Origin of the sequence: Streptomyces sp. NPDC051180 (assembly GCF_040689545.1) — a bacterium.
Taxonomy (GTDB): domain Bacteria; phylum Actinomycetota; class Actinomycetes; order Streptomycetales; family Streptomycetaceae; genus Streptomyces.
In genome coordinates, this window is the sequence record NZ_JBFBBC010000009.1 from 250,820 (window position 1) to 274,826 (window position 24,007).

The window sequence follows — 24,007 nt, forward strand, 5'->3', positions numbered from 1 at the left end:
CACACTCGGGGCCGCCGGGATGGCCGGAAACCACGCGCTCGGGCCCGTCCGGTCCGGACCGCCGTTGATCACGCCCTTCCCGCCTCACATACTGCGCTGACCAGCGGCGGGCGACGTTGCGCCCCCGGTCTGGCATTCGACCACTCGACCTCATCCCAAGCTCCTGGGGGAGACTTGCGCGCACATGTGAAGCGGTCACACGCCTTCACCATCGCGGCGGCCACATCGGTGGCCCTGATCGCGGGCATGACCGGCCCGACGACCGCGATCGCCTCGACCACGACGACGTCACCCGGCGCCGCCCCGAGCCCCGGCGGGACCCAGCGGATCCCGCTCGTCACCGGCGACCGCGTGGTCGTCGACGCCGACGGCCGGATGGTGGGCTTCGAGGCCGCCGCCGGACGTGAGCACATACCCGTACAGGTGCAGCGCACCCCGGGTCACACCCTGGTGATCCCCGGCGATGCCCAGCGTCTGATCGCCACGGGCCGGCTGGACCAGCGGCTCTTCGACCTCGACACCCTCACCGCCCGGCCGCTGCGGGCCGGCCACCGCGACGGCCTGAAGCTCATCGTGCAGTACGAGGGGAAGGCGGGTTCCGCGCGGGCCGAGCTCCGCGCGGCCGGGGACACCCGGATCCGGCGCTCGCTCCCCGCGATGAACGCCGAGGCCATCGGCACCCCGCAGGACGACGTGGCGCGGGTGTGGGAGGCGCTGACCGACCCGCAGCGGACCGGCGCACGGGCCACCGCGGCCGGCATCGGCAAGGTGTGGCTGGACGGCGTCCGTTCGGCGAGCCTGGACCGCAGCGTCCGCCAGATCGGCGCCGACAAGGCGTGGGAGTCCGGCTTCGACGGCAAGGGTGTCACGATCGCCGTCCTGGACACCGGGGTCGACAGGACCCACGAGGACCTGCGGACCCAGGTCGTCGGCGAGCGGAACTTCTCCTCGTCCCCCGACGCCGTGGACCGTGTCGGGCACGGCACGCACGTCGCGTCGATCGCCGCCGGCACCGGCGCCGCCTCCGGCGGCCGCTTCAAGGGCGTCGCCCCCGGGGCCACGGTGATCAGCGGCAAGGTCCTCGACGACGACGGGTTCGGGGACGACTCCGCCGTCATCGCCGGCATGGAGTGGGCCGCCGCCGAGGGCGCGGACGTGGTCAACCTCAGCCTCGGCAGCCCCGACAGCCCCGGCGTCGACCCGGTGGAGGCGACGGTCGACCGGCTCTCCGCCGAGAAGGGCGTCCTGTTCGCCGTCGCCGCGGGCAACGACGGCGAGAGCGGCGCCTCGACGCTCGGCTCGCCCGGCACCGCGGACGCGGCGCTGACCGTCGGCGCCGTCGACAAGGACGACCGGCCGGCGTCCTTCTCCAGCACCGGTCCGCGCCTCGGCGACGGCGCCGTCAAGCCGGACCTGACCGCGCCGGGCGTGGCCATCACGGCGGCGGCGGCCGGGGGCAGCGCGATCGACACCCGCCCCGGCACGCCGCACCCCGCCCCGGGATACCTGCAGCTCGACGGCACCTCCATGGCCACGCCCCACGTCGCGGGGGCGGCGGCGCTCCTGAAGCAGAAGCACCCGGCGTGGAAGTCCACGGAGCTCAAGGGCGCGCTGATCGCCTCCGCCAAGGGCGGCGACCACAGCGCCTTCCAGCAGGGCGCGGGCCGTGTCCAGGCGGACAGGGCGCTGTCCCAGACGGTGATCGCCGAACCGGTCTCGATGACGTTCGGCACGGCACGGTGGCCCCACGCGGACGACCGCCCGGTCACCAGGAAGGTGGTGTACCGCAACCTCGGGACCGACGACGTCACCCTCGACCTCTCGGTGTCCACCGTCGACCCGACGGGGAAGCCCGCCCCGGCCGGCTTCTTCACCCTCGGCGCGGACAAGGTGACCGTGCCGGCCGGCGGCACCGCCGCGGTCGACCTGACCGCCGACACCCGCGTCGGCTCCGCCGACGGCGCCTACTCCGGCTACGTCACCGCCGCCGGGGCGGGCCAGTCGGTCCGCACGGCCGCGGTGGCCGAGCGGGAGGCGGAGTCGTACGACCTGACGCTCAGGGCCCTCGGCCGCGACGGCGCCGACGCGCGGAACTTCTCCAGCACCCTGATCGGGGTCTCCGGGCCCGCCGCCGGCTTCCAGACCCGGATCGACGACGAGCCGGGCGTCCACACCCTCCGTGTCCCCAAGGGGTCGTACACCTTCAACACGGCCGTCTACGCGGACCCTTCGGACTTCACGAAGGGCACCGACTGGATCGCGCAGCCGAAGCTGGAGGTCACCGGCGACACCACGGTCACCGCCGACGCACGCACCACCAAGCCGGTCACCCTCACCGTGCCGGGCCTCGACACGGTGGACTACGGCGGCACGTACTACGAGCGCGCCACCGACATCGGCCGCGTCGGCAACGGCTGGGTCCTGCGGGGCTTCACCGGCTTCCGCACCGCCCACCTCGGCCCAGCCGTCACCGACGGCTCGCTCCTGCAGACCTGGGACGGGCACTTCCTGAAGGGCGCCACGACGCAGTACTCGGTGGCCTTCGGCGGTCCGACGGACACCGTCTCGACCGGCTACACCCGGCACGTGAAGGCGGACGAGCTGGCGACCCTGAAGGTCGGCCTCGGCTCCTCCGCCGCCGGGAAGACCGCCCTGGCCTCCCCTTTCGCCCATCTGCCGGGCGCGCCCGAGGGCAACGGCTTCTCCGCGCCGCAGGCGGCGCCGGGCACGCGCACCTTCCACGTCTCCACCGGTGACGGCGTCACCTGGCTGACCCGGTTCACCCAGGCGGGGCCGCGGGACGAGTGGGGCTACCCGGCCTTCGAGGGAAGCTACGAGATGGTCCGTCCGAAGCGCTACGAGGCCGGCCGGACCTACCGCGAGGACTTCGGCACCGGCGTCGTCGGCCCGCTCCTGGGCACCGACAGCGGGGTCTTCCGCACGGCTCCCGACCCGGTCACGGGCGAGCAGGGCATCGTGGGCTCGGTGCAGCTGTTCGCCGACGGCAAGGGCCACACGGGCGTGATCCCGTACGGCTCGGCCACGTCGAGGCTGTTCCGCGACGGCGTCGAGGTCGGCGGGAACGACGATCCGCTGAGCGGTTCGAAGCCCTTCGCGGTCGACGGCTCCGACGCCGAGTACCGGCTGACGACGTCCGTGGAGCGCCCGGCCGGGACGACCGCGGTCTCCACCCGCGTCGACACCTCCTTCACGTTCCGCTCGCGGCAGGTCGCGGCCACCACCGCGCTGCCGGTGTCCACCGTCCGCTTCGCGGCCCCCGTCGACCTCGCGTCGCGCGCCTCCGCGGGCGCGTCGCTCCGGGTCCCGGTGACCGTGCAGGGTTCGGCCGCCGGCCGCAATCTCAAGTCGCTGGCGATTTGGGCGAGTTACGACGACGGCAAGACCTGGCGCTCCGTGCGGGTCGCGGGCGGCGGGATCACCGTGAAGAGCCCGGCGAAGGACGCGTCCGTGTCGCTGCGCGCCGAGGTCACGGACCGGCAGGGCAACACGTCGACGGTGACGATCCACCACGCCTGGTACGGCAAGTGACGCCGTCCCCCTGACGCGCGGGTGCCGGAGAACGTCCTCGGACGCTCTCCGGCACCCGTCGCGTCCCCCGTGCGTCGGCTCACCCGGCGTCCGGGAAGAGCCCCTTGGCCGGCAGCGGCGGCCGGGCGAGGCGGACGAGTTCGAGGGCCTGCTCCGGGAACCAGGTACCGGCGGCGGGGTCGACCGTGCCGCGTTCGGGGTCCTGGGGCCCGGCGGTGCCGCGCAGGCACAGACCGTCCGACTCGCCGGGGATCTTGATCCAGAGCTTCGCGTCGTAGAGCGGGTCCCCGGTGGCGGTGGTCGGCCGGTCGCCGAGACCGCGGCCGGGCGGGTTGCACCAGTCCTGCGCGTCGGTGTACTTGCCGGCCGGCGCGGTCCACGGGCCGAGGCCGTTGCGGCTGGTGTCGGTGACGAAGTGCTTCCGCCGCGACAGGGGCGTCGTCACGTGCTCCGCGATCCACCCTTCCGCGTCGGCGCGCGGCCAGTACTGGTTCGGGCATTCGGCGGCGGCTCCGCCGTCCTCGACGTAGCCGAGGCACGCGGAGATCAGCGTGCCGTACCAGTGACTGTCGGCCTCCGTACGGTAGTTGGAGGCGTTGGTGAACACGCCGGTGGCGTCGCCGACGCCGGCGCGCAGGAGCCGGGGCACGATGGAGTTGACGGTGTGCCAGCCCGGGTGCCCGGTGTCGAGGTACACCTTCGTGCGGCCGAGCCGGCCCAGGGTGTCGACGGCGTACTTCACCTCCGTGTACCGCGCGGTGGTCCTGGTCCCCTCGGCGTCGTCCTGGCCGCAGTCGGCCGGCAGCAGGGCGAGCGAGTCGGGTTCGAGGACGACCATGGCGTCACGGCCGCCCACCCCGCGCGCCACCGCGTCCACCCACGCCCGGTACTCGGCCGTGGTCGACGCGCCTCCCCCGGAGTAGTTCGCGCAGTCACGCCCGGGCACGTTGTAGAGGGCGATCACCGGCACGGCCCCCTTCCGCGCGGCGTCCGCGACGACCGTCCGCGCCTGGCTCTCGACCTCGGCCGGCGTCTGGTCGCCGTACCAGACGGCCTGCGGGGTGAGGGCCATGGCGACGATGCCCGCGGCGTCCTCGTACCGCCCGTCCCGGAGCAGTGCGGCCGCCTGCCGGTACGCGTCCGGGTTGGCCTTCGGGGTGTAGAGGCGGCTCCCGTGCCCGCCCGAGGCGTCCACGGGCGCGCCGGAGGCGGCGGTCTGAGGCCCGGTCAGCAGCGCTGCCGCGAGGACCAGGGGCAGCGCGAGGGCACGAGCGGCGGTTCTGCGGCGCATGGGTGGGGGACCTCCGTCGACGGCGGGCATGTGAACGCTCCCGGTCCGTCCTAGCGGATGGGAGCGCTCCCATGAGCCTCCCGGAGCGATCGGCGCGCCGTCAAGGGTCGTGCGCGGAACGGTGCGTCACGGTGGGGGGAGCGCGCCGCGGTGGATGCGGGCCGACGGGTTGCACGACCAGTTCAGCCGGGTACGGGTCTTCGGCCCGCTCCCTCAGCCGGTAGGCCGGTCCGGCAGGCGGAAGCCGTCGAAGAGGTCGTCCATCCCCCGCAGGGCCAGCCGGTCGGGGGTGGCACGGACGGCGAGGTCGCGGGCCGCGGCGGCGAGGGGATGACGCAGGGCCCCCACGCGGCCCACCCGGCGGGCGCGGACCCGCACGGCGTCGGTGCGGCGCAGGCGGGCGGCGGTGTACGCCGCGAGGGCCCGAGGCACTCCGGCCGCACCCAGGCCGCCGCCTTCCTCGCCGGCACCGCCTCCCCCACCGACCTCGTCCCTGTCGTCGCCGTCACCCTGTTCGCCGTCCCGGCGCACCTCGCCACGGCCCTCGCCGTCACCGTCCCCACCGGCCGGAAGGAGGTGGCCGAGGACGACCGCGTCCTCGATGGCCTGGCAGCCGCCCTGGCCCAGGTTGGGGGCCATGGCGTGGGCGGCGTCGCCGAGCCAGGCGATCCGGCCGTGGTGCAGTCGCGGCAGCGGGGCGGCCAGTTCGTACAGGTCGTGCCGCAGGACGGCGTCGGGGGCGAGGGCGTCCACGCGGTCGAGCAGGGCGGGGATCGGGTCGTGCCAGGCTCCGAAGCGACGCCGCAGTTCGGCACGCGGGTCCTCCGACCGCGTGCCGGCCGGGACGACGGCGGTGGCGTAGAGGTAGAACCGGCCGTCGGAGAGCGGCGTCACGCCGAACCGCTCCCCTCGCCCCCAGGTCTCGCTCATGGCCTGTATCCCCAGGTCGGGAGCGTCCACCAGGGCACGCCACGCGGTCTCGCCGAGGTAGCTCAGGCCGGGGTGGGCGGGGAAGTGCGCGCGGCGCAGCGGGCTGTGGATGCCGTCGGCGGCGACGACCAGGTCGGCGGGAAGGTCGGGGCCGCCCCGCGTCCGTACGACCGGGCCGCGCCCGGCCCCGTCGACCCCGGTCACGGCGGTGCCGTACATCAGCGCGCTCGCGGGCAGGGCGGCGGTCAGCGCGACCGTGAGCGCCGGGCGCGGTACGGCGATCGGCGGCATGCCGTAGCGCGCCGCCATGTCGGCGGTGGCGGTCCTGGTGAGCCAGCGTCCGTCGGGGCGCCGCACCCCCATCGCGGCGGGCACGGCGCCGCCGGTCGCGGGGGTGACGTCGACGCCGACGGCCCGGAGCGCGCGCAGCGCGTTCGGGGCGAGGCCGATGCCGGCACCGGTGACCGGCGCCGCGGGGGCGGCCTCGCACACGGTCACGTGCCAGCCGCGGCGGTGCAGTGCCACCGCGGCCGTCAGACCGCCGATCCCGGCGCCCACCACCACCGCGCGACGTCTCGGCACAGGGCCTCTCCCCTCGTCTCCGGCCCCGCCTCGCGTGGAGTCGGTGGCCTCCCCCGGACGGGCGTGCCCACCGCACGACCGCCTTTCGCGTACGACGGTAGTCCCCGCCCGGTCAGAGCGCGCCGACGATGTCCTGGACCCGGTCCTTCGCGTCGCCGAAGAGCATGGAGGTGTTCTCCCGGAAGAAGAGCGGGTTCTGCACGCCCGCGTATCCGGAGGCCATCGAGCGTTTGAACACGATGACCCTGCCGGCCTCCCAGACGGTGAGCACGGGCATGCCGGCGAGGGGGCTGCCGGGGTCGTCCGCGCCGGCCGGGTTGACGGTGTCGTTGGCACCGATCACGAGGACGACGTCGGTGGCGGCGAAGTCGTCGTTGATCTCGTCCATCTCCAGGACGATGTCGTACGGCACCTTGGCCTCGGCGAGCAGCACGTTCATGTGGCCGGGGAGGCGCCCGGCGACCGGGTGGATGCCGAACCGCACCACGACGCCCTTCGCGCGCAGCTTCGAGGTGAGCTCCGCGACCGGGTACTGCGCCTGCGCGACCGCCATGCCGTATCCGGGCGTGATGACGACGGACCGGGCCGAGCCGAGGAGCTCGGCGGCGATCTCGGCGGTGATCTCCTGGTGCTCGCCGTAGTCGACGTCGGAGCCCGAGGGCGCCTCGATGCCGAAGCCGCCGGCGATGACGGAGAGGAACGAGCGGTTCATCGCCTTGCACATGATGTAGCTCAGGTACGCGCCGGAGGAGCCGACGAGGGCACCGGTGATGATCAGCAGGTCGTTGCCGAGGAGGAAGCCGGAGGCCGCCGCGGCCCAGCCGGAGTAGCTGTTGAGCATGGAGACGACGACCGGCATGTCGCCGCCGCCGATCGAGGCCACGAGGTGCCAGCCGAGCGCCAGTGCCACGACGGTCACCGCGACGAGCAGCCAGGGCTCCGGCGTGATCACGAACCACACCGTCAGGGCGGCGCACAGGCCCAGCGAACCGAGGTTCAGCGCGTTCTTGCCGGGCAGTACGAGCGGCTGGGAGCCGATCTTCGCCGAGAGCTTCAGATACGCCACGATCGAGCCGGTGAACGTGACCGCTCCGATGAAGACGCCGATGAAGACCTCGGCGTGGTGGATGCCCAGCGTCCCGAGCGCGTCCAGGGCGACGGCCTCGTGGCCGTCCAGGTCGTTCTCGACGTTCAGGAAGCCGTTCCAGCTGACGAGGACGGCCGCGAGTCCGACGAAGGAGTGCAGCAGCGCGATGAGTTCCGGCATGCCGGTCATCTCGACGCCGCGCGCCTTCCGCAGCCCGATGAGCGCGCCGGCCAGCATGGCGGCGGCCGTCAACCCGAGGCCCGCGCCACTGATGTCGCCGTCGATCGCCAGCACGACCGTCGCGACGAGCGCGACGCCCATGCCGAGCATGCCGAAGGCGTTGCCGAGCCGTGCCGACTCGTGCCTGGAGAGTCCTGCCAGCGCCATGATGAACAGCAGCGCGGCAACGAGGTAGGCCGCTTGCGCGGCGAGGGTCGCAGACATGTCAGCTCCGGTTGAACATGGCGAGCATGCGACGCGTCACCGCGAAGCCGCCGAAGACATTGATACCGGCCAGGAGGATCGCCACGGAGGACAGCACGGTGACCGCCGTGCTCGTCCGGCCGATCTGGAGCAGCGCGCCGACGACGATGATCCCCGAGATCGCGTTCGTCACCGACATCAGCGGTGTGTGCAGCGCGTGGTGGACGTGACCGATCACGTAGTAGCCGATCACGATCGCGAGCACGAAGACCGTCACGTGCGGCAGCAGCGCCGCCGGCGCGAGACCCGCGGCGAGGAACAGGACCAGGGCTGCGATCGCCACCGCGCCGAACCGTCTCGCCGGAGTCACCGGCGCCTTCCCGGGCCTCGCCGGCACCGCCACGGCCGCCGCCGGCGCGGGGGCCGGTGCCGCCGAGACCTGGACGGGCGGCGGCGGCCAGGCCGTCTCGCCCTTGCGTACGACGGTGATGGAGCGCTGCACCGGGTCGTCCCAGTCGAGGACCAGTCGCGCGTCCCTGTCCGGCGTCATCAGCTTCAGCAGGTTCACCAGGTTCGTCCCGTACAACTGCGATGCCTGCGCGGGCAGTCGGCCGGCGAGGTCGGTGTACCCGATGATCGTCACGCCGTTCTCCGTGCGGACCTTCTCCCCCGCCACCGTGCCGACCACGTTGCCCCCGTTGGCGGCGGCCATGTCGACGATCACCGACCCCGGCTTCATCGCGGCCACCATCTCCGCGGTCACCAGCGTCGGCGCGGGGCGTCCCGGGATGAGCGCCGTGGTGACGACGATGTCGACCTCACGGCACTGCGCGGCGTACAGCTCGGCCTCGCGCGCCTTGTAGTCGTCGCCCATCTCCTTGGCGTAGCCCGTCGCCGAGACCTCCGTCTCCGGCGACTCGATCGCCAGGTACTCGCCGCCCAGCGACCGCACCTGGTCGGCCACTTCGGGCCGTGGGTCGGTGGCCCGTACGATCGCGCCGAGCGAGCCCGCGGCACCGATGGCCGCCAGCCCGGCGACACCCGCGCCCGCGACGAGCACCTTCGCGGGCGGCACCTTGCCCGCCGCCGTCACCTGCCCCGTGAAGAACCGCCCGAAGGCGTGCGCCGCCTCGACCACCGCCCGGTATCCGGCGATGTTCGCCATCGACGACAGCACGTCCATCGACTGCGCCCGGCTGATGCGCGGCACCGCGTCCATCGACAGCGCCGTGAACGGCCGCCGCCCCAGCTCCTCCACCATCACGGGGTCGAACGCCGGCGCGAACAGGGCGATCACCGTCGCCTCCGCACGCACCCGGTCCAGCTGTTCCGTGCTCGGCGCGTTCACCCCGAGCACCACGTCCGCCACGACCGCCTCGCCGATCCGCGCCCCGGCCTCCTCGAAGGCGTCGTCCGTGAAGCCCGCCGCGACCCCCGCACCGGCGTCCACCACCACGCCGTACCCCAGTCTCCGGATCGCCCCGACCGTGTCCGGCGTGGCCGCCACGCGGTTCTCACCCGCCCGCGCTTCCTTGAGGACTCCGACAATCACGCGTGTTCTCCGTTCGCTGGTGTTGCGCTCGACGGCCGGGCGGCGGACCGGCGCCCGGCCGGGCACCCGCCCGTCGGCTCGCTCCACCGTCCCTCTCGAAGAGTGCCGGACGTGATCCATGCCACACCATCCGCCCCACCCTTGGCGAGAGCGCGCACGACCGAATCACTCCGCACGGGGCCGCAGGGGCAGCTCCTGCCGTGGTACGGGCCCGAGCGGGGCACGTGCCATCGGAGGAGCTGCCGGCCGGGGCGCGTCAGGGCGAGGCCCCTGCCGGCCGGGGCGCGTCAGGCCACGCTGCGGATGCGGCCGACCAGGAGGCCGCCGACGAGGATGACCACGGCCGCGGTGACGTAGAGGCCGGTGTAGCCGCCGAGGTGGGCGATGACCGGCGCGGCGAGCGCGGGAGCCATGACCTGGGGGCCCGAGTTGGCGATGTTGATGACGCCGAGGTCCTTCGCCCGGTCGGCGGCCTCGGGCAGGACCTGGGTGACCAGGGCCTGGTCGACCGCGAGGTAGACGCCGTAGCCCGCGCCGAGGACAGCCGCCGCGGCGAGGGCTGCGGGCCAGGTGTGGAAGAGGGCGAGGAGCAGGGCTGCGGCGGCCATGACCACCGAACAGAGGACGACGAACCCCTTGCGGCGCCCGACGCGGTCCGACAGCACGCCTACGGGGACGGCGGTGAGCGCGGCGCAGACGGTGTAGACGAGGGTGAGGATCAGGACGCCGGTGCCGGGGTCGCCGTAGTGGACGGCGTCGGTCAGGAAGTAGAAGAGGTAGAGGGTGCCCAGGGCGTTGCCGAGGTTGATCAGGAACCGGGTGAGCCAGGCCCAGCCGAAGTCGGGGTGCTGACGGGGGCTCACCCACAGCGAGCGGGCGAAGGCGCGGGCGTCGAAGGCGGGGCGCAGCGCCCGGGGCAGCGGCGGCTCGGCGTACCGGAGCACGAAGGGGAAGGCGAGGACGACGGTGAGGACGGCCAGCGTCACGTAGCCGGGCCGGACGCCGGTGACGAGGAGCGTGGTGATCAGCGCGCCGACCACGAGGCCGAAGGACTGCATGAGGCCGGTCCAGCCGGAGACCTGGGCGCGCTGCGCGACGGGCACGCGGTCGGCGATCGGGGTGGCGACCCCGGCCAGCATCGCGTTGAGGCCCGCCTGCGCGAGGCACCAGCCGACGGCGACGCCCGCGACCGTGTCCTGGCCGGCGGTCACCACGAGCCCCGCCGCCCCGGCCAGGGCGCCGCCGAGGATCCAGGGCCGGCGGCGGCCGAACCGGCTCGTGGTCCGGTCCGACCAGGCGCCGGCGAGCGGATTGACGACCACCGCCACGAGCGCGCCGAGGCCGGTGACGAGGGAGAGCGCGGTGTTCTTGTCGTGCGGGTCGATGTGCTCCAGCTGGAGCGGCAGCAGGATCTGGATGGGCGTCATGAACGCCATGAAGACGGCGAACGTGGCGAGCGAGAGGCCCGCCGTCCAGGAGGCCGTGACCGGGACGGTGGGCTCGGCCAGGACCGCGGGGCACAGGGCGTCCGCGTCGTCCGCCGCGGGGACAGGGGCCATGACGACTCCGCCGCTCAGGACCGCTGGGAGGCGATGAGGTCGCGGTACCACGCGAAGCTCGCCCGGGGCGTGCGGCGCTGGGTGGCGAAGTCGACCTCGACCAGGCCGAAGCGCTGGTGATACCCCTCGGCCCACTCGAAGTTGTCGAGCAGCGACCAGGTGAAGTAGCCGCGGACGTCCACCCCTCGGGCCATGGCGTGGCCGACCGCCGCGACGTGACCCGCGAGGTAGTCGATGCGCTCCTGGTCCTGGAGCCCGGCCGGCTGCGAGCAACCGTTCTCGGTGATCCACACCGGCGGCAGGGCCTCGCCGTACCGGGCGACGAGACCGGTGAGCAGCTCCGTGAGCCCGTCGGGGACCACGGGCCAGCCGAACGCGGTCCGCCGGTACGCCTCCTGGGGCTCGGCGAGGTCGAAGGGCAGCCCGGCGGCGGGGTCGGCGGGAGCGGTGACCCAGGTCGGGTTGTAGTAGTTGATGCCGAGACCGTCCAGCGGTGCGGCGACGAGGTCCAGGTCGCCGTCCCGCACCACCCCTCCCCACGCGGGGTCGCTCATGCCGTAGGCGGACAGGTCCGGGTACGCGCCCAGCAGGATCGGGTCGTTGAACAGCCGGTTGTGCAGGACGTCATAGGCCGAGGCCGCGGCGGCGTCCTCGTCCGACCGCGCATCGGGGCGCAGGCGCACCGGCGTGCAGTTGTTGGACACCAGTACCTGCGCGTCCGGAACCGCGGCCCGCAGGGCGGCGGTCGCCAGTCCGTGGCCGAGCAGCTGGTGGTGGGCGACGGGCAGCGCGTCCAGCATCATCGCGCGGCCCGGGGCGTGGACGCCGAAGCCGTAGCCGAAGGACATGAGCACGAAGGGCTCGTTCAGGGTGATCCACCGCTTGACCCGGTCACCGAGCCGTTCCGCGGTCACGGCGGCGTATTCGGCGAACCGGTGGGCGGTGTCCCGGTTCAGCCACCCGCCCTCGTCCTCCAGAGCCTGCGGCAGGTCCCAGTGGAACAGGGTGGGGGTCGGCTCGATCCCCGCGTCGAGCAGCGCGTCGACCAGCCGGTCGTAGAAGTCGAGGCCCCGCGGCTCCACCCGCCCCGCACCGGTCGGCAGCACGCGCGGCCAGGAGATCGAGAAGCGGTACGCGTCGAGGCCGAGGCGCCGCATCAACGCGACGTCCTCGTCGAACCGGTCGTAGTGGTCGCAGGCGACGTCGCCGGTGTGGCCGTCGCGGACGGCCCCGGGGCGCTGGACGAACGTGTCCCAGACGGAAGCGCCCTTGCCGTCCCGCCCGGCCGCGCCCTCGATCTGGTACGCCGCCGTGGCGGCGCCCCAGACGAATCCCGCCGGGAACCGGGGCGGTCGTACGGACTCGGTCGAGCTCGCGGTCACAGTCCTCTGCCTCCGTTGCCGGTGCGGGGCACCTCGCATGGACGCCCCAACGACGTTGCTCGGAACGGCTGTTGACGTACAGGCCGCCGCCCCGGTGGGCCGCACCCTAACATGAACACATGTTCACGTTATAGGGGTCGGAAGAGGCCGCGAAGCGGTCCCTCGGGGCGACCCCGCCGCGAGCGTGCGACTGCGGAACACGACGGTCACCGGACGGGCGACGGCCGTCCGACGGCACCCACCCGCCGCCGGGTCGGGACGATCGGCGCGGGGCCGGGGTCAGGACCACGGGGCCGACAGGCGGCCGCGCAGATCCCCCCAGTAGGCGTCCAGCATCCGCTTGAGCTCGTCGACCGTCTCCAGGTCCGGCTCGCCGCCGCCCTTGAACACCTCGTGCAGAACGGCGTTGGCGGCCCACACCACCATCCGCGTCGCCCGCCGCGCCGGCTCGCCGCCCGGCCTGCCCGTCAGATGCACCACGATGCGCTCCAGCCCCGCGGCGATCAGCGCGTTGCTCTCCTCGTCGGCCCGCGCGAGCTCCGGACTGAGGTGACGCCCGGACCACAGCGCCATGCCGCCCGGCTGGGTGCGGAACACCTCCGCGTACACATCCACCACCGTGCCCACCGGATCGGCCAGCCCGTGTGCGACGGCCCGCTCCACGAGGTCGTCGATGGCGGTCCGGAACGCCTCCAGGTACCGCCTGCCCAGCGCGTCCACGACCGCGCCCTTGTCCGGGTAGAACTGGTAGATGCTCCCGACCGGCGCCCCCGCCTCCTCGGCGATCCGCCGCATCGTCAGCGCCTCGTACCCCTCCCGCGACAGGATCCGGTCCGCCGCACCGAGCACCGCCTCCACCCTGGCCCGACTCCTCGCCTGCCGCGGCTCCCGCCGCACCCGCGCCGGCGCCCCTTCCGCCTCCGTCACCCCAGGCCCCCCCTCAGACGCAGGGAACGTAGCACGCAGCCCCTGAACGGACTTCGCCTCCGGCCGGCAGCGGATGGTGGCAGGATCCCTCGTCATGGGAACGAGAGAGGGCAGCGACGAGGCGTACGTCGTGGGGCTGTGCGACCGGATTCTCGGGGAGAGCGCTCTGCCGCAGCACAGGTTCGACTGGCTGCTGGGCGATCCCGGAGCAGGCGGCCGGCGCGTCAGGCTGCCGGTCGACGCCTACTGGCCGGGACATCAACTGGTGGTCGAGTACCGCGAACTGCAGCACGATCAGCCCGTGCCCCACTTCGACAAGCCCGACCGTCGCACAGTCAGCGGTGTCCACCGCGGCGAGCAGCGAGCCCTGTACGACGCCCGGCGGGAGGAGGAGATTCCCGCGCACGGCCTGCGCCTGGTCGTCATCCGCCCCGCCGACCTCGATGCGGACGGCCGCGGTCTACTGCGCCGCACCGAAGAGGCCGACATCGCGGTACTCGAACGGATCCTGGCCCGGAAGAGCGACGAGGACCGGGTCGTCGACACCTTCCGCACCTGGCTCCTGGCCGAAGGCTGGACACCCGTCGATCCGACCGACCGCTGGACCGACCTGGAGGCCGTACGCGGCGAGCAACGGCTCATCTGCGAGGCAAAGGGCCGCACCAGCGAGAAGGGCATCGACGCCGACACCGGCTACGGCCAACTGCTGCGCCGCATGACGATCCAGGACCCAGCCACTCGCTACGCCCTCGTCGTCCCCTCCTCCTCCGTCAAAGCCGCCACGCGCGTTCCGGTCCACGTCCGTCAGCTTCTGCGCGTCGACGTGTACGAGGTGACGGATGACAACCGGGTCCGTCAACTGCCCGACTGACGCGCGCCGGCGCACCACGTCGATGGCAGCGTCACCACCCGCGTGTCCTCGCGAGCACCCTCTGCGTGACGTACCGCGATCGCTTCCTTTCGAAGCTTCCGAAGCACATGAGTGAGAGAAGAGAGATGACGGACCACGCCGACACACGAAGTGCCGCGGAGATCGCGGCCGGGGCGTGGCGCCTTCTCCTCGACGGAGGTCACGACCTGATCGACACCGAGACCGTCCGCGCGGCTCATGCGTGGCCGCGGCTGCGGCAGCTCTTCCCTCTGGTCAGCCATGGAGTCATGTACTTCAGCAGCCGCACCGGAATGCCGGCCGTCCATGTCGGCGGGCAGGTCCACCCTCGGGGTGCCGACGGCCGGTACCGGGTGGCCGGCCCCAAGGGCGTGGGGACCCTCGACCGGGCGGAGACCCTCGACCAGGCGTTCGCCCTGGTCGCCGGCAACCTCCCCGACGAGTGCGGGCCGGCCGTGCTCGGAGGCGCGGGCCAGGTCTGACCACGGGAGCGACGTGACACGGCACCCCCGTCGGCGGTGTTCACCCCTCCAGGAACGCGCGCCTCGGCCGCGTCAAGGTGCCCTTCACACTGGTCAAGTGCGGTGGTCCCCAAGTGGTCCCCACAAACGATCAAGGGGCCGTTTCAGATTGCTCTGAAACGGCCCCTTGAGCTGCGACTCTTTCGAGTCGGGACGACAGGATTTGAACCTGCGACCCCTTGACCCCCAGTCAAGTGCGCTACCAAGCTGCGCCACGTCCCGATGCGCGTTTCGGCGGGGTTTCCCCTGCGTCGGCGTGCAGGGGAAACATTACCTCACTCCGGGGGTGGGATGACGCACGGGTAGTCACGGGGTGGAGGGGGAGGGGTGGGCGCCGCAGGAGGCGGCGAGGGTGGTGGCGTGGGCGAGGGTGGAGGGGGAACCGGTGGCGTGGGCGAGGTCGAGGCGGGCGCGGGCTTCCTCGTAGCGGGAGGGGGAGGTGGCGAGGTGGGCGACGGCGCGGGTGAGGAGGCGGTGGGACTCGGGCGGGTCGGCGAGGAGGGCGAGGCAGCGGAGGGCTTCGCCGAGGGCGGTGGGGGTGCCGAGGCGGGTGGCGTGGGTGTGGGCGTCGGCCGCGAGGCGGGCGGCGCGGTCGGGGTCGGTGGGGGCGAGGGCCCGGGCGAGGTCGAAGGGCCAGGGGGCCCAGACGCCGTGGTGGCGGCCGCGGGCGGTGAGGGCCTCGGCGGCGGCTTCGAGGGTGTCGACGGCCTCCTCTCGGCGGCCCTCGGCGAGGAGGAGGCGGCCGAGGACGCTGGGGCCGTCGGGGAGGACGATCGCGCCCGGCCAGGGCGGGCCGAAGGCGTAGCGGTCGGCGACGGCGCGCGCCTCGGCGGTGCGGCCCCGGGCGAGGAGCGTGTCGACGAGGAGGCAGGCGGTGTCCCAGTGGACGGGGAGCCCGCCGCCGACGCGGTCGGCCAGCCGGAGCCCCTCCTCCAGGTGGTGCTGCGCGCGCGGCAGGCGGCCGCGCCTGCGGTGCACCAGTCCCAGGAGCGTGTGGGCGAAGGCCAGGTGGGCGCCGCTCCAGCCGGAGATCTCGAAGGCGCGGACCGCCTCGGTGAAGAGGGCCTCTCCGCGGTCCGGCCGGTCGGCGAAGACGTACGCGATGCCGGTCAGGGCCGGGATCTCGAACCCCCAGGTGGGGTCGGTCCAGCCGAGCCCTCGCGCGGGCAGGCCGTCGGCGAGGGCCCGGTCGCAGAGCCCCACGACCTCGGCGGCGGGCTCCCCTCGCAGCATGGCGTCGAAGCCGCGGACGGCGATGAGGGCGCGTTCGGAGTTGTCGGCGCCGGTGAAGCCCGCCGTCAGTTCGGCGAGCCGGCGCGAGCGCCCGGGGCCGTCGTCCTCCGCCGCCTGGAACCCCTCGTACATGAAGTGGGCGGCCTGGAGCCGTCGCCGTCCGGTACCCGGCGGGGTGCGGTCCGCTTCGGCCGCGACGGCTCTCGCGGCCTCCTGGAGCTGGTTGTTGTGGGCGAGCGCCTGCGCCAGCCGATAGGTCGCGTCGATCCGGAGGTCGTCGTCGAGCCCCGGCAGGTCGAGCGCCGAGCGCAGGTGCCGGACGGTGGCCGCCGGTGAGGTGAGGAGGGACGCGCAGCCGAGTTCGTACAGGACCCCGGCGTACGTCTCCGGGCTCGGCGGTTCGGCCAGCGCCCGGTCCAGGCAGCGGCGCGCCGCGTCGGGCGCCCCGGTGGCCAGGTGCTCCGCCGCGGCGGCCCGCAGTCTGTCGACGACGTCCTCGTCGTCGTCGGGGTGCACTTCGAGGAGGTGTCGGGAGACGGCGGCCGGTCCGTGGCCGGCCCCGGCGAGCACCCACGCGGCCCTCCCGTGCAGCGCGGTCCGCACGGCCGGCGGCACGGAGCCGTACACGGCGGTGGCGATGAGCGGGTGCGCGAACTCCAGGGGGAACGCGGACGTCGGCGAGTGGGCGGATGCCGACGCGCGCGGAGAGGGCGGCGCGGTGGGCGCGGTGCCGGTTCCCGGGGCGGCCCGGGCGTCGTCCTGCGGTCGGGGGTCGGCGGGGGTCGCCGTGAGGATTCTGGTGCGGCGGAGGCGTGCGGTGTGGTCGGTGACCTCGTCCGCCTTCATGCCGGTCAGGGTGGTGAGGAGGCGGGTGGTGCTGTCCGCCCCGAGGACGGCGATCGCCCAGGCGAGGCGGGTGGGGCCGGGACCGAGCGCTTCGAGGCGGGCGACGAGGCCGCCTCCGCGGGCACCGGCGCCGAGATCGCGCAGGAGGGCGGCGGAGCCCGCGACGGGTTCGAGCATCCGGTCGCGGGCCTTGGCGAGCAGTTCGACGGTCTCGTACGGGTTCCCCGACGTCACCGTCCACAGCTCGTGGCAGAACGGCTCGTCCGCGTGCCCGCCGAGCGCCTCGCGGGCGAGGGCGGCCGTGGCCGCCGGGGTGAGGGCGTGGAGGCCGAAGGTCAGGACGGCGCGTTCGGCGAGCGCCGCCAGGGTCGCGGCCGCCGTCGGCCGGCCGGGGTCCGGCTTCGGCGGCCGGTGGGCGAGGACGACCAGGACGGGCAGGTCCCGGTCCCGCCGGCTCCCCGCGAAGGCGTCGAGCCACGCCAGGGACTCCGCGTCGGCCCACTGGGCGTCGTCCACGAGCAGCAGCGGCGGCCGGTCGCACAGCCGGTCCGCGAGGCGGCCCAGGAGTCCGGCCAGACCGTCCCGTACGCCCTGCGGATCGGCGGGCGCGGGCGACGCGGCGGCCGGCGACGCGATCCCGAGCGCGGGGGCGAGCAGGTCGTGGTGGTCGCCCAGGAGGCCGCGGACCTCCTCGGGCCCGAACCGGTCGAGGGCCGGCTGGAGGAGCTGGCGCGTGAGGTGGAACGGGACCGAGGCGAGCGTCTCGCCGCCCCGGGCGGTCAGGACGGTGCAGCGGTCGCGGGCGGTGCGGTGTATCGCGGCGAGGAGCGTGGTCTTGCCGATGCCCGGCTCGCCCCGGTAGACGAGGATGCCGCCGCGCGCGGGGCCGCCCCGGGCCGCTCCGTCGACGAGTGCGTCGACGGCGTGGGCCGCAGCGGCGAGCTCCGGGTCCCGTTCGAGCAGGCCGCCCGCGTCCGGCCCGCCCGGCGCGGACGCTCCCGCGAACGGCCTTGCGGACGAAGGCTGTTCGGCTTCCGACGGCACCGGTGCCCCACTCCCCCACACGAGCTCGTCGGCCCGGCACGGCCCGCGCGGTCCACGCGGGCCGTGCCGTCCCCGCCGACACTGGACCGACGAGCCTAGCGGTACTGTTCGCCCGCGGGGCGACAATGGACGGGTGAACCGGACACCGGGTGACCGCACCGACGACCGCCGCTCCGACGCGGGCCGTGACGACCTCGGGGAGGATCGCCGCGACGACCGCCGCGACGGCCCGCGGTCGCCGGACGCCCGGCCGTCGTCGACCGGAGTCGACCACGATCGTCGCAGGGATCGCGACGCCGCCGGGCGGGCCCGGAGCGCCCGCCCCCGCGACGGGCTCGGGCGGCCCCTGCCGTACGGGACCGAGGGCGTGCCCCGGCAGCCCGAGGGCGTCGTGCGCGCCCCTTCGGAGACCCTGCGCGAGGCGCAGCGCCTGCTCGACGCCGGTATGCCCTTCCACGCGCACGAGGTGTTCGAGGACGCCTGGAAATCCGGCCCCGAGGACGAACGCGACCTCTGGCAGGGTCTCGCCCAGCTCGCCGTCGGCCTGACCCACGCGGCCCGGGGCAACACCGCCGGCGGCGCCCGTCTCCTGCGCCGCGGCGCGGCCCGCCTCGCGGACGCGACTCCCCGCGCCGGGGCGTACGGTTTCGACGCCGACGGACTGGCGGCGTGGGCACGGGAGTTGGCCGCGAGGATGACCACGGGCCCGAGGGAGAAGGGCCGCTCCTCGGACGGCGACCCGGTGGCCGGCGACCCCGCCGATCAGGTCGACCCCGTCGTGGAGGCGCCCCGTCTGCGCCGGAACACCGTCTGACCGCGATCGCGTCGGACGGGGACGGCGTGGGCCCCTGTCGGGACTGCCCCGACCCTATTCCGCCGACCGCTCCAGTTCCCTCCGCAGGACCGAGGTGTGGCTGAGGGTCGGGTCCTTGGTGGCGGTCAGGAGGGTGAGGGGGTGTTCGGCGGCGAGGGTGCGGAGCCGGTCGAGGGCGGCGGCGGCGTCGGGGGCGGCGAGTTCGGCCTCGTAGCGGCGGCAGAACTCGTCGTAGCTGCCGTCGGGGCCGTGGTACCAGTGGCGGAGTTCGGTGGAGGGGGTCAGCGCCTTGGGCCACTCGTCGATGTGGGCGTCGGTCTTGCGGAGGCCGCGCGGCCAGAGGCGGTCGACGAGGACCCGTACGCCGTCGTCGGGTGACGGGTCGTCGTAGATGCGGCGGACGCGGACGGTGGGGTGGGTTGCGGCCATGGGGTCAGCGTGCCGGACGGCACGCGGAGTCACCCGGCGACGCGCAGCGCCGGAAGGAGGACGGCGTCGACGAAGGTCCGCATGGTGGAGGCGTCGGCGAAGCGCTCCTCGAAGAGCCGCTCGATGCGGAGCATGCCCATGAAGCTGGGCGCGACGAAGCCGATGGCCGGGTTGTCGGCGGCCACCTCGCCGCGCTCGACGGCGCGGGCCATGACGGCGTCGATGGCGGCGACCTCGGGGGCGATGACGGTCTCGCGGAGGGCGGCGCGCAGGTCGGGGTGCTGAATGAACGCCTGGGCGACGGCCTCCATCAGCTCCGCGTCGCGTTCGCGGTGGGAGGCGGCGATGCGGGCGGCCTCGCGCAGGTCGTCGGCGACGTTGCCGGTGTCGATGCCGGCGAAGACGGTGCAGCGGCGCCGGGCGAGGGCGGCGGTCACGAGCCGCGGTTTCGTGCCCCACTGCCGGTAGAGGGTGGCCTTGCCGCACTTGGTGCGGGCGGCGACGCCCTCCATGGTCACGGAGTCGTATCCGCCTTCGCGCAGGAGGCAGAGAACGGCGTCGTACAGCTCCGTCTCGCGCTCCGGCGTGATCTTGCTGCGACGGGCGGCGGCGCTCGCGGCCTGAGTGGACATCGATCCCTCCTGGACACCTCTGTCTCTGCACATACGAGAGTAGGGGGTGCACAATCGAGACGCAAACGTATCGAGACGCTTGCGTCTCGATGAAATCGGATCTAGGCTCACTCCGTTTGTTGGCGATTTGACGGATTAGAGGGCCGCACGATGGCTGCCGGGTTGAGCGGGATACGAGGACCACGTCCTGCAGGACAGGGGATGACACCCACCCCCGGCCCCGCCAGGCACGACGGGACCGAGGACAGGGAGGGGACGGGCGCCGACCCGTCCGGCCGGAGCGCGAGGCCGCCGCTCCTGCGCGAGCTGCTGCTCGTCACCGCGCTCTTCCTCGTCTACAAGTTCGGCCGGCTCTTCGCCAACGGCCACGAGGCCCGCGCCTTCCGGAACGCCGACCGCGTCTGGGACGCCGAGCGCGCGATCCACCTGCCGGGCGAAGGAACGATCCAGCAGCTGCTGCTCCACGGCGAGCCGCTGATCCGCGCCGCCAACACGTACTACGCGGCCGTGCACTTCCCGGCCACCCTCGCCTTCCTCGCCTGGCTGTACTGGCGCCGCCCCGCCCACTACGTGTGGTCGCGCCGGGTCCTCGCCCTCGTCACCGGCGCCGCGCTCGCCCTCCACCTGCTGATGCCGCTCGCCCCGCCCCGGATGCTCGCCGCGTCCGGGCTCGTCGACACCGCGAGGGTGTACGGCCCCTCCGTGTACGGGGCGACGCCGGAGACGGACTCGATGGCGAACCAGTTCGCGGCCATGCCGTCCCTGCACTTCGGCTGGGCACTGATGGTCGCCGTCGGCCTCATCGTCGCCACCCGCTCCCGGTGGCGGGCGCTGTGGCTCCTGCACCCGCTGCTCACCCTGCTCGTCATCGTCGGCACCGCCAACCACTACTGGTTCGACGCGCTCGCCGCCGCCGTACTCCTCGGCCTCGCACTGCTCGCCGTCCGCGCCCCCGGCCACCGCCGCACGGCGCCCCCGCCGCCGGCCGCCCGCGCCCTCGGCACGGCCGCCCTCCCGGCCGGAGCCCTGCGATGAGCCCCGCCGCGGGCACCGTGGTCGCGGTGCTCCTCTCCCTCGTCTCCGCCGCGGGTTACGCGCTCGCCGCGGTCGCCCAGTCGCGGCTCGCGGCCGCCTCCCCCGCCCCCGACGACGGGCGGAGCGCGCTGCGCGCCCTGCTCACCCGCGGGCAGTGGTGGTCCGCGGTCGGCCTGAACGCGGCCGGCGCGCTCGCGCACGTCGCCGCCCTGCACTACGGGCCGCTCACCCTGGTCCAGCCGCTCGGCGCGCTGACCCTCGTGGCGGCGCTGCCGCTGGGCGCGCACCTCGCGCACCGGCGGGTCACCAGGACCGAGTGGCGCGGCGCGCTCCTGACCCTGGGCGGCCTCGTCGGCCTGGTCGCGATGACCGGCCCGACCGCTCCCGGCGAGGCACTCAGCCTGCGCGAGTCCCTGGCCGTGGCCGCGGCGACCGCGCTCCTCATCGCCGCCCTCGCCTCGGGCCGGTTCACCGGGCGCGGCGCGTCCGGCACCGGCGGCCGCTCCGGGCGCGGCCTCGGACACGCCACGGCCTCCGGGATCGCCTCGGGTGTCGCCTCCGCGCTCACCCAGACCCTCACGGCCGCGCTGGCGCTCGAACTCCCCGGCGACGAACCGGTCTGGTGGCAGACCGCGGTGCTCGCGGTCCTCATCTCGGCCTTCGCGACGGGTGGCCTCCTGCTGTCCCAGGCCGCCTACCGGGGCGGCCTCGCGGCGCCGCTCGCCGTCGTCAACCTCTCCAACCCGGCCGCCGCCGCCGTCATCGGCGTGGCGCTGCTCGGTGAGACCTTCCGAGCGGGCGCCTGGGGCTGGCTGGTCGCGGCCGCCGCCTCGCTCGTCGCGGCGCGGGGCGTGGTGCTGCTGACGAAGGGCGGCCCGACGGAGGCGGGGACGGAGCCGGAATCGGCCCCGGGGACGGAGGCGGGAGCGGCCGTCGACGCGAGTACGGGAGCGCGAGCGACCACGACGGCGGTCACACCGTCGCCCGTTCCCGCGGAGGCCCTGCCGCCGGTCGCCGCACCCCTGACGGTGTCCGTCGGCGCGTCGGCACCACTGTCCGTCGCCCTGGCCGCCCCCGCGCCCGCGCCCGCGCACGCCGTGGCCACGCTGGACGCGGTCCCCTCCCCCGGGGCGGGGCCCGACGGCGTGGCCGGGCCGGTCGTCATCCCCGCACCGGCGCAGTCGCTGCCCGTGTCGTCGGTGCCGCCGCACATGGCGTGCCCGTGAGCGGTGGCGTCCCCGGTGGGGTCGCGGGCCGGTACACCCACTTTCGTCATCTTGACGACAAGTAAGGAAACCCCCTATCGTCAGGATGACGACAAGGGGGTTCTCATGGCTGACATCACCCGGCGGGCCGGCTGGCGGCATCTGCGTTCCGCGCCCACCGCGCACATCCGCCACCAGCGCGGGGGCAAGCTGGTCCACGACGGCGAGGGACTGAGCTTCTGGTTCCGGCCGCTCACCGCCGCCCTCTCGGAGGTCCCGGTGAACGACCGGGAGCTGGCGATGGCGTTCCACGCCCGGACCGCCGACTTCCAGGACGTGAGCGTGCAGTCCACCGTCACGTACCGGATCGGCGACCCGGGGACGGCGGCCGCGCGGCTCGACTTCTCGATCGACCCGGACACGGGCGCCTGGCGGGGCACGCCGCTGGAGCAGATCGCCACACTGCTCACCGAGACCGCGCAGCAGCACGCCCTCGACGTCCTCGCCCGCACCGCACTGGCGGCGGCGCTGGTCGACGGCGTGACGGCGGTACGGGACCGGATCACGGCGGGACTCGCGGCCGAACCGCGGCTGCCCGCCACCGGCATCGAGGTCGTCGCGGTCCGGGTGGTGGCCATCCGCCCCGAGCCCGAGGTGGAGCGGGCCCTGCGCACCCCCGCCCGCGAGCAGATCCAGCAGGAGGCGGACCGCGCCACCTACGAGCGCCGCGCGGTCGCCGTCGAACGCGAACGCACCATCGCCGAGAACGAGCTCGCCAGCAAGATCGAGCTCGCCCGGCAGGAGGAAAGGCTCGTCGAGCAGCGCGGCACCAACGCCCGCCGCGAGGCGGAGGAGAACGCCGCCGCCGACGCCGTCCGGGCCGAGGCCGAGGCCGCCCGGAAGGTCCGGCTCGCCCGGGCCGAGGCCGAGGCGGCTCGCGAGGTCGGCGAGGCGCGCGCCGGAGCGCAGGCCGCGTGGCTGCGGGCGCACGGCGAGGTGGCCCCTGCCACCCTGCACGCCCTCGCCGTGCACTCGGCGGCGGAGAACCTCCCCCGCATCGAGCACCTGACGCTCTCCCCCGACGTGGTGACCGGCCTGCTCGCCAGGCTCGGTGAAGGCGGGGCGGGCACCGGGGCCGGTTCGTGAGCCTCGCGCCGCGCGCGGTCCTCGTGCACCGGACCACGGAGTACGAGGAGCTGCTCGCCCGCCACGGCACGCACGGCCAGGCCGCGTTCTTCCTCTCCGCGCGCGGCCGTTCGGTCGAGGCGGTGCGGGAGCGGCACGAGCGCGCCCACCGGGCGCTCGCCGAGGTGGCGGGCGCGGTGCCGCTGGCCTGGCGGCAGACCCGGGTGGAACGCGCCGACCTCGACCGGTTCCTCTTCGGCCCCGAGGACGTCGTCGTCGTGGTCGGCCAGGACGGCCTGGTCGCCAACGCGGCCAAGTACCTGACCGGACAGCCCGTCGTCGGCATCGACGCCGACCCCGGGCGCAATCCGGGCGTCCTGGTGCGGCACCGTGCCGGCCAGGCGCGGCGGCTGCTGCCGCACGCGGCCGGGGCCGGGGCGGTCGTCGACGAGCTGACGATGGTCGAGGCCGTCACCGACGACGCGCAGCGGCTCCTCGCCCTCAACGAGATCTACGTCGGTCCGCCCGGCCACCAGACCGCCCGCTACACCCTCGGGCTCGACGGCACCGGTCTCCCCGCCGAGGCCCAGGCGTCGTCGGGCGTCCTCGTCGGCACCGGCACGGGGGCCACCGGCTGGCTCCGGTCCTTGTGGGAGCAGCGCTCCAGCACGCTCGCGCTGCCGGCACCCTCGGACGCCCGGCTCGCCTGGTTCGTACGCGAGGCATGGCCGTCCCCCACCACCGGCACCACACGCGTCGAGGGCCTCCTCGTCGCCGGCCAGGGGCTGCGCCTCACCGTCGAGTCCGACCGCCTGGTCGCCTTCGGCGACGGCGTGGAATCCGACGCCCTGCACCTGACCTGGGGCCAGACGGTCACCCTCACGGTCGCCGGCCCCCGCCTCCGCCTGGTCGGCTGACCGCGACCCGTGCGCGTCACCCGCTGCGGGCACGC

18 protein-coding genes and 1 tRNA gene are annotated in these 24,007 nt (G+C 74.5%); 8 read left to right on the top strand and 11 right to left on the bottom strand.

The genetic code is table 11. The features are described from left to right. The first annotated feature begins 246 nt into the window (after window positions 1-246). Window positions 247-3,549 (top strand): S8 family serine peptidase, encoded by a 3,303-nt coding sequence (locus AB0424_RS18650; RefSeq protein WP_366306770.1) that lies wholly within the window; start codon window positions 247-249, stop codon window positions 3,547-3,549. 79 nt (window positions 3,550-3,628) lie between these two features. Here AB0424_RS18650 and AB0424_RS18655 read toward each other — a convergent pair whose 3' ends face one another. The 7 genes from AB0424_RS18655 to AB0424_RS18685 all read right to left on the bottom strand — a co-directional run bounded on the left by AB0424_RS18655 (window position 3,629) and on the right by AB0424_RS18685 (window position 13,213). Beyond that, complete coding sequence (locus tag AB0424_RS18655; protein WP_366306681.1) at window positions 3,629-4,840, bottom strand: glycoside hydrolase family 6 protein; 1,212 nt, start codon at window positions 4,838-4,840, stop codon at window positions 3,629-3,631. Window positions 4,841-5,053: 213 nt separating this feature from the next. Next, window positions 5,054-6,352, bottom strand: a complete 1,299-nt coding sequence (locus AB0424_RS18660) for an FAD-dependent monooxygenase (protein WP_366306682.1) — start codon at window positions 6,350-6,352, stop codon at window positions 5,054-5,056. 112 nt (window positions 6,353-6,464) lie between these two features. Further along, the gene (gene pntB / locus AB0424_RS18665) at window positions 6,465-7,883 is read right to left on the bottom strand and encodes a Re/Si-specific NAD(P)(+) transhydrogenase subunit beta (RefSeq protein ID WP_366306684.1); all 1,419 of its coding nucleotides are present in this window, start codon (window positions 7,881-7,883) and stop codon (window positions 6,465-6,467) included. Window position 7,884: 1 nt separating this feature from the next. Then, window positions 7,885-9,414, bottom strand: a complete 1,530-nt coding sequence (locus AB0424_RS18670) for a Re/Si-specific NAD(P)(+) transhydrogenase subunit alpha (RefSeq protein ID WP_366306686.1) — start codon at window positions 9,412-9,414, stop codon at window positions 7,885-7,887. 287 nt (window positions 9,415-9,701) lie between these two features. Further along, window positions 9,702-10,973: an MFS transporter gene (locus AB0424_RS18675; RefSeq protein WP_366306688.1), complete on the bottom strand. Its 1,272-nt coding sequence runs from the start codon at window positions 10,971-10,973 to the stop codon at window positions 9,702-9,704. Window positions 10,974-10,987: 14 nt separating this feature from the next. After that, window positions 10,988-12,355: a GH1 family beta-glucosidase gene (locus AB0424_RS18680; RefSeq protein ID WP_366306690.1), complete on the bottom strand. Its 1,368-nt coding sequence runs from the start codon at window positions 12,353-12,355 to the stop codon at window positions 10,988-10,990. A 279-nt stretch (window positions 12,356-12,634) separates the two neighbouring features. Then, a complete protein-coding gene (locus tag AB0424_RS18685) occupies window positions 12,635-13,213 on the bottom strand; it encodes a TetR/AcrR family transcriptional regulator (RefSeq protein WP_366306692.1) in 579 nt (192 codons plus the stop codon). Between the two features lie 163 nt (window positions 13,214-13,376). Between AB0424_RS18685 and AB0424_RS18690 the strand changes: the two genes are divergently transcribed. Beyond that, window positions 13,377-14,153, top strand: a complete 777-nt coding sequence (locus AB0424_RS18690; protein ID WP_366306694.1) for a hypothetical protein — start codon at window positions 13,377-13,379, stop codon at window positions 14,151-14,153. A gap of 107 nt (window positions 14,154-14,260) precedes the next feature. Continuing rightward, entirely contained in the window at window positions 14,261-14,653 is a 393-nt protein-coding gene (locus AB0424_RS18695; RefSeq protein ID WP_366306695.1) for a DUF6193 family natural product biosynthesis protein, read from the top strand. Between the two features lie 187 nt (window positions 14,654-14,840). On the opposite strand, the gene AB0424_RS18700 is transcribed toward AB0424_RS18695, so the two are convergent. Both AB0424_RS18700 and AB0424_RS18705 read right to left on the bottom strand, forming a co-directional pair. Continuing rightward, window positions 14,841-14,914, bottom strand: a tRNA-Pro gene (locus tag AB0424_RS18700). Window positions 14,915-14,998: 84 nt separating this feature from the next. Further along, window positions 14,999-17,734 (bottom strand): tetratricopeptide repeat protein, encoded by a 2,736-nt coding sequence (locus AB0424_RS18705; RefSeq protein ID WP_366306772.1) that lies wholly within the window; start codon window positions 17,732-17,734, stop codon window positions 14,999-15,001. A 214-nt stretch (window positions 17,735-17,948) separates the two neighbouring features. On the opposite strand from AB0424_RS18705, the gene AB0424_RS18710 reads away from it, so the two are divergent. Beyond that, window positions 17,949-18,629, top strand: a complete 681-nt coding sequence (locus tag AB0424_RS18710; protein ID WP_366306697.1) for a DUF309 domain-containing protein — start codon at window positions 17,949-17,951, stop codon at window positions 18,627-18,629. 54 nt (window positions 18,630-18,683) lie between these two features. Here AB0424_RS18710 and AB0424_RS18715 read toward each other — a convergent pair whose 3' ends face one another. Together AB0424_RS18715 and AB0424_RS18720 are read right to left on the bottom strand one after the other, a co-directional pair. Beyond that, on the bottom strand, window positions 18,684-19,058 hold the full coding sequence (locus AB0424_RS18715; RefSeq protein WP_366306699.1) for a DUF488 family protein: 375 nt from the start codon (window positions 19,056-19,058) through the stop codon (window positions 18,684-18,686). 29 nt (window positions 19,059-19,087) lie between these two features. Beyond that, the gene (locus AB0424_RS18720) at window positions 19,088-19,690 is read right to left on the bottom strand and encodes a TetR/AcrR family transcriptional regulator C-terminal ligand-binding domain-containing protein (RefSeq protein WP_366306701.1); all 603 of its coding nucleotides are present in this window, start codon (window positions 19,688-19,690) and stop codon (window positions 19,088-19,090) included. A gap of 201 nt (window positions 19,691-19,891) precedes the next feature. On the opposite strand from AB0424_RS18720, the gene AB0424_RS18725 reads away from it, so the two are divergent. The 4 genes from AB0424_RS18725 to AB0424_RS18740 all read left to right on the top strand — a co-directional run bounded on the left by AB0424_RS18725 (window position 19,892) and on the right by AB0424_RS18740 (window position 23,972). Next, window positions 19,892-20,725: a phosphatase PAP2 family protein gene (locus AB0424_RS18725; RefSeq protein WP_366306703.1), complete on the top strand. Its 834-nt coding sequence runs from the start codon at window positions 19,892-19,894 to the stop codon at window positions 20,723-20,725. Beyond that, window positions 20,722-21,951, top strand: coding sequence for a DMT family transporter (locus AB0424_RS18730; RefSeq protein ID WP_366306704.1), 1,230 nt, complete (start codon window positions 20,722-20,724; stop codon window positions 21,949-21,951). The genes AB0424_RS18725 and AB0424_RS18730 overlap by 4 nt, the downstream gene beginning before the upstream one ends. Before the next feature lie 105 nt (window positions 21,952-22,056). Beyond that, window positions 22,057-23,076 carry an SPFH domain-containing protein gene (locus AB0424_RS18735; protein WP_366306705.1) on the top strand — a complete coding sequence of 340 codons (1,020 nt, stop codon included), beginning with the start codon at window positions 22,057-22,059 and terminating at the stop codon, window positions 23,074-23,076. Continuing rightward, window positions 23,073-23,972 carry a hypothetical protein gene (locus AB0424_RS18740; RefSeq protein WP_366306707.1) on the top strand — a complete coding sequence of 300 codons (900 nt, stop codon included), beginning with the start codon at window positions 23,073-23,075 and terminating at the stop codon, window positions 23,970-23,972. The genes AB0424_RS18735 and AB0424_RS18740 overlap by 4 nt, the downstream gene beginning before the upstream one ends. Window positions 23,973-24,007 lie beyond the last annotated feature (35 nt).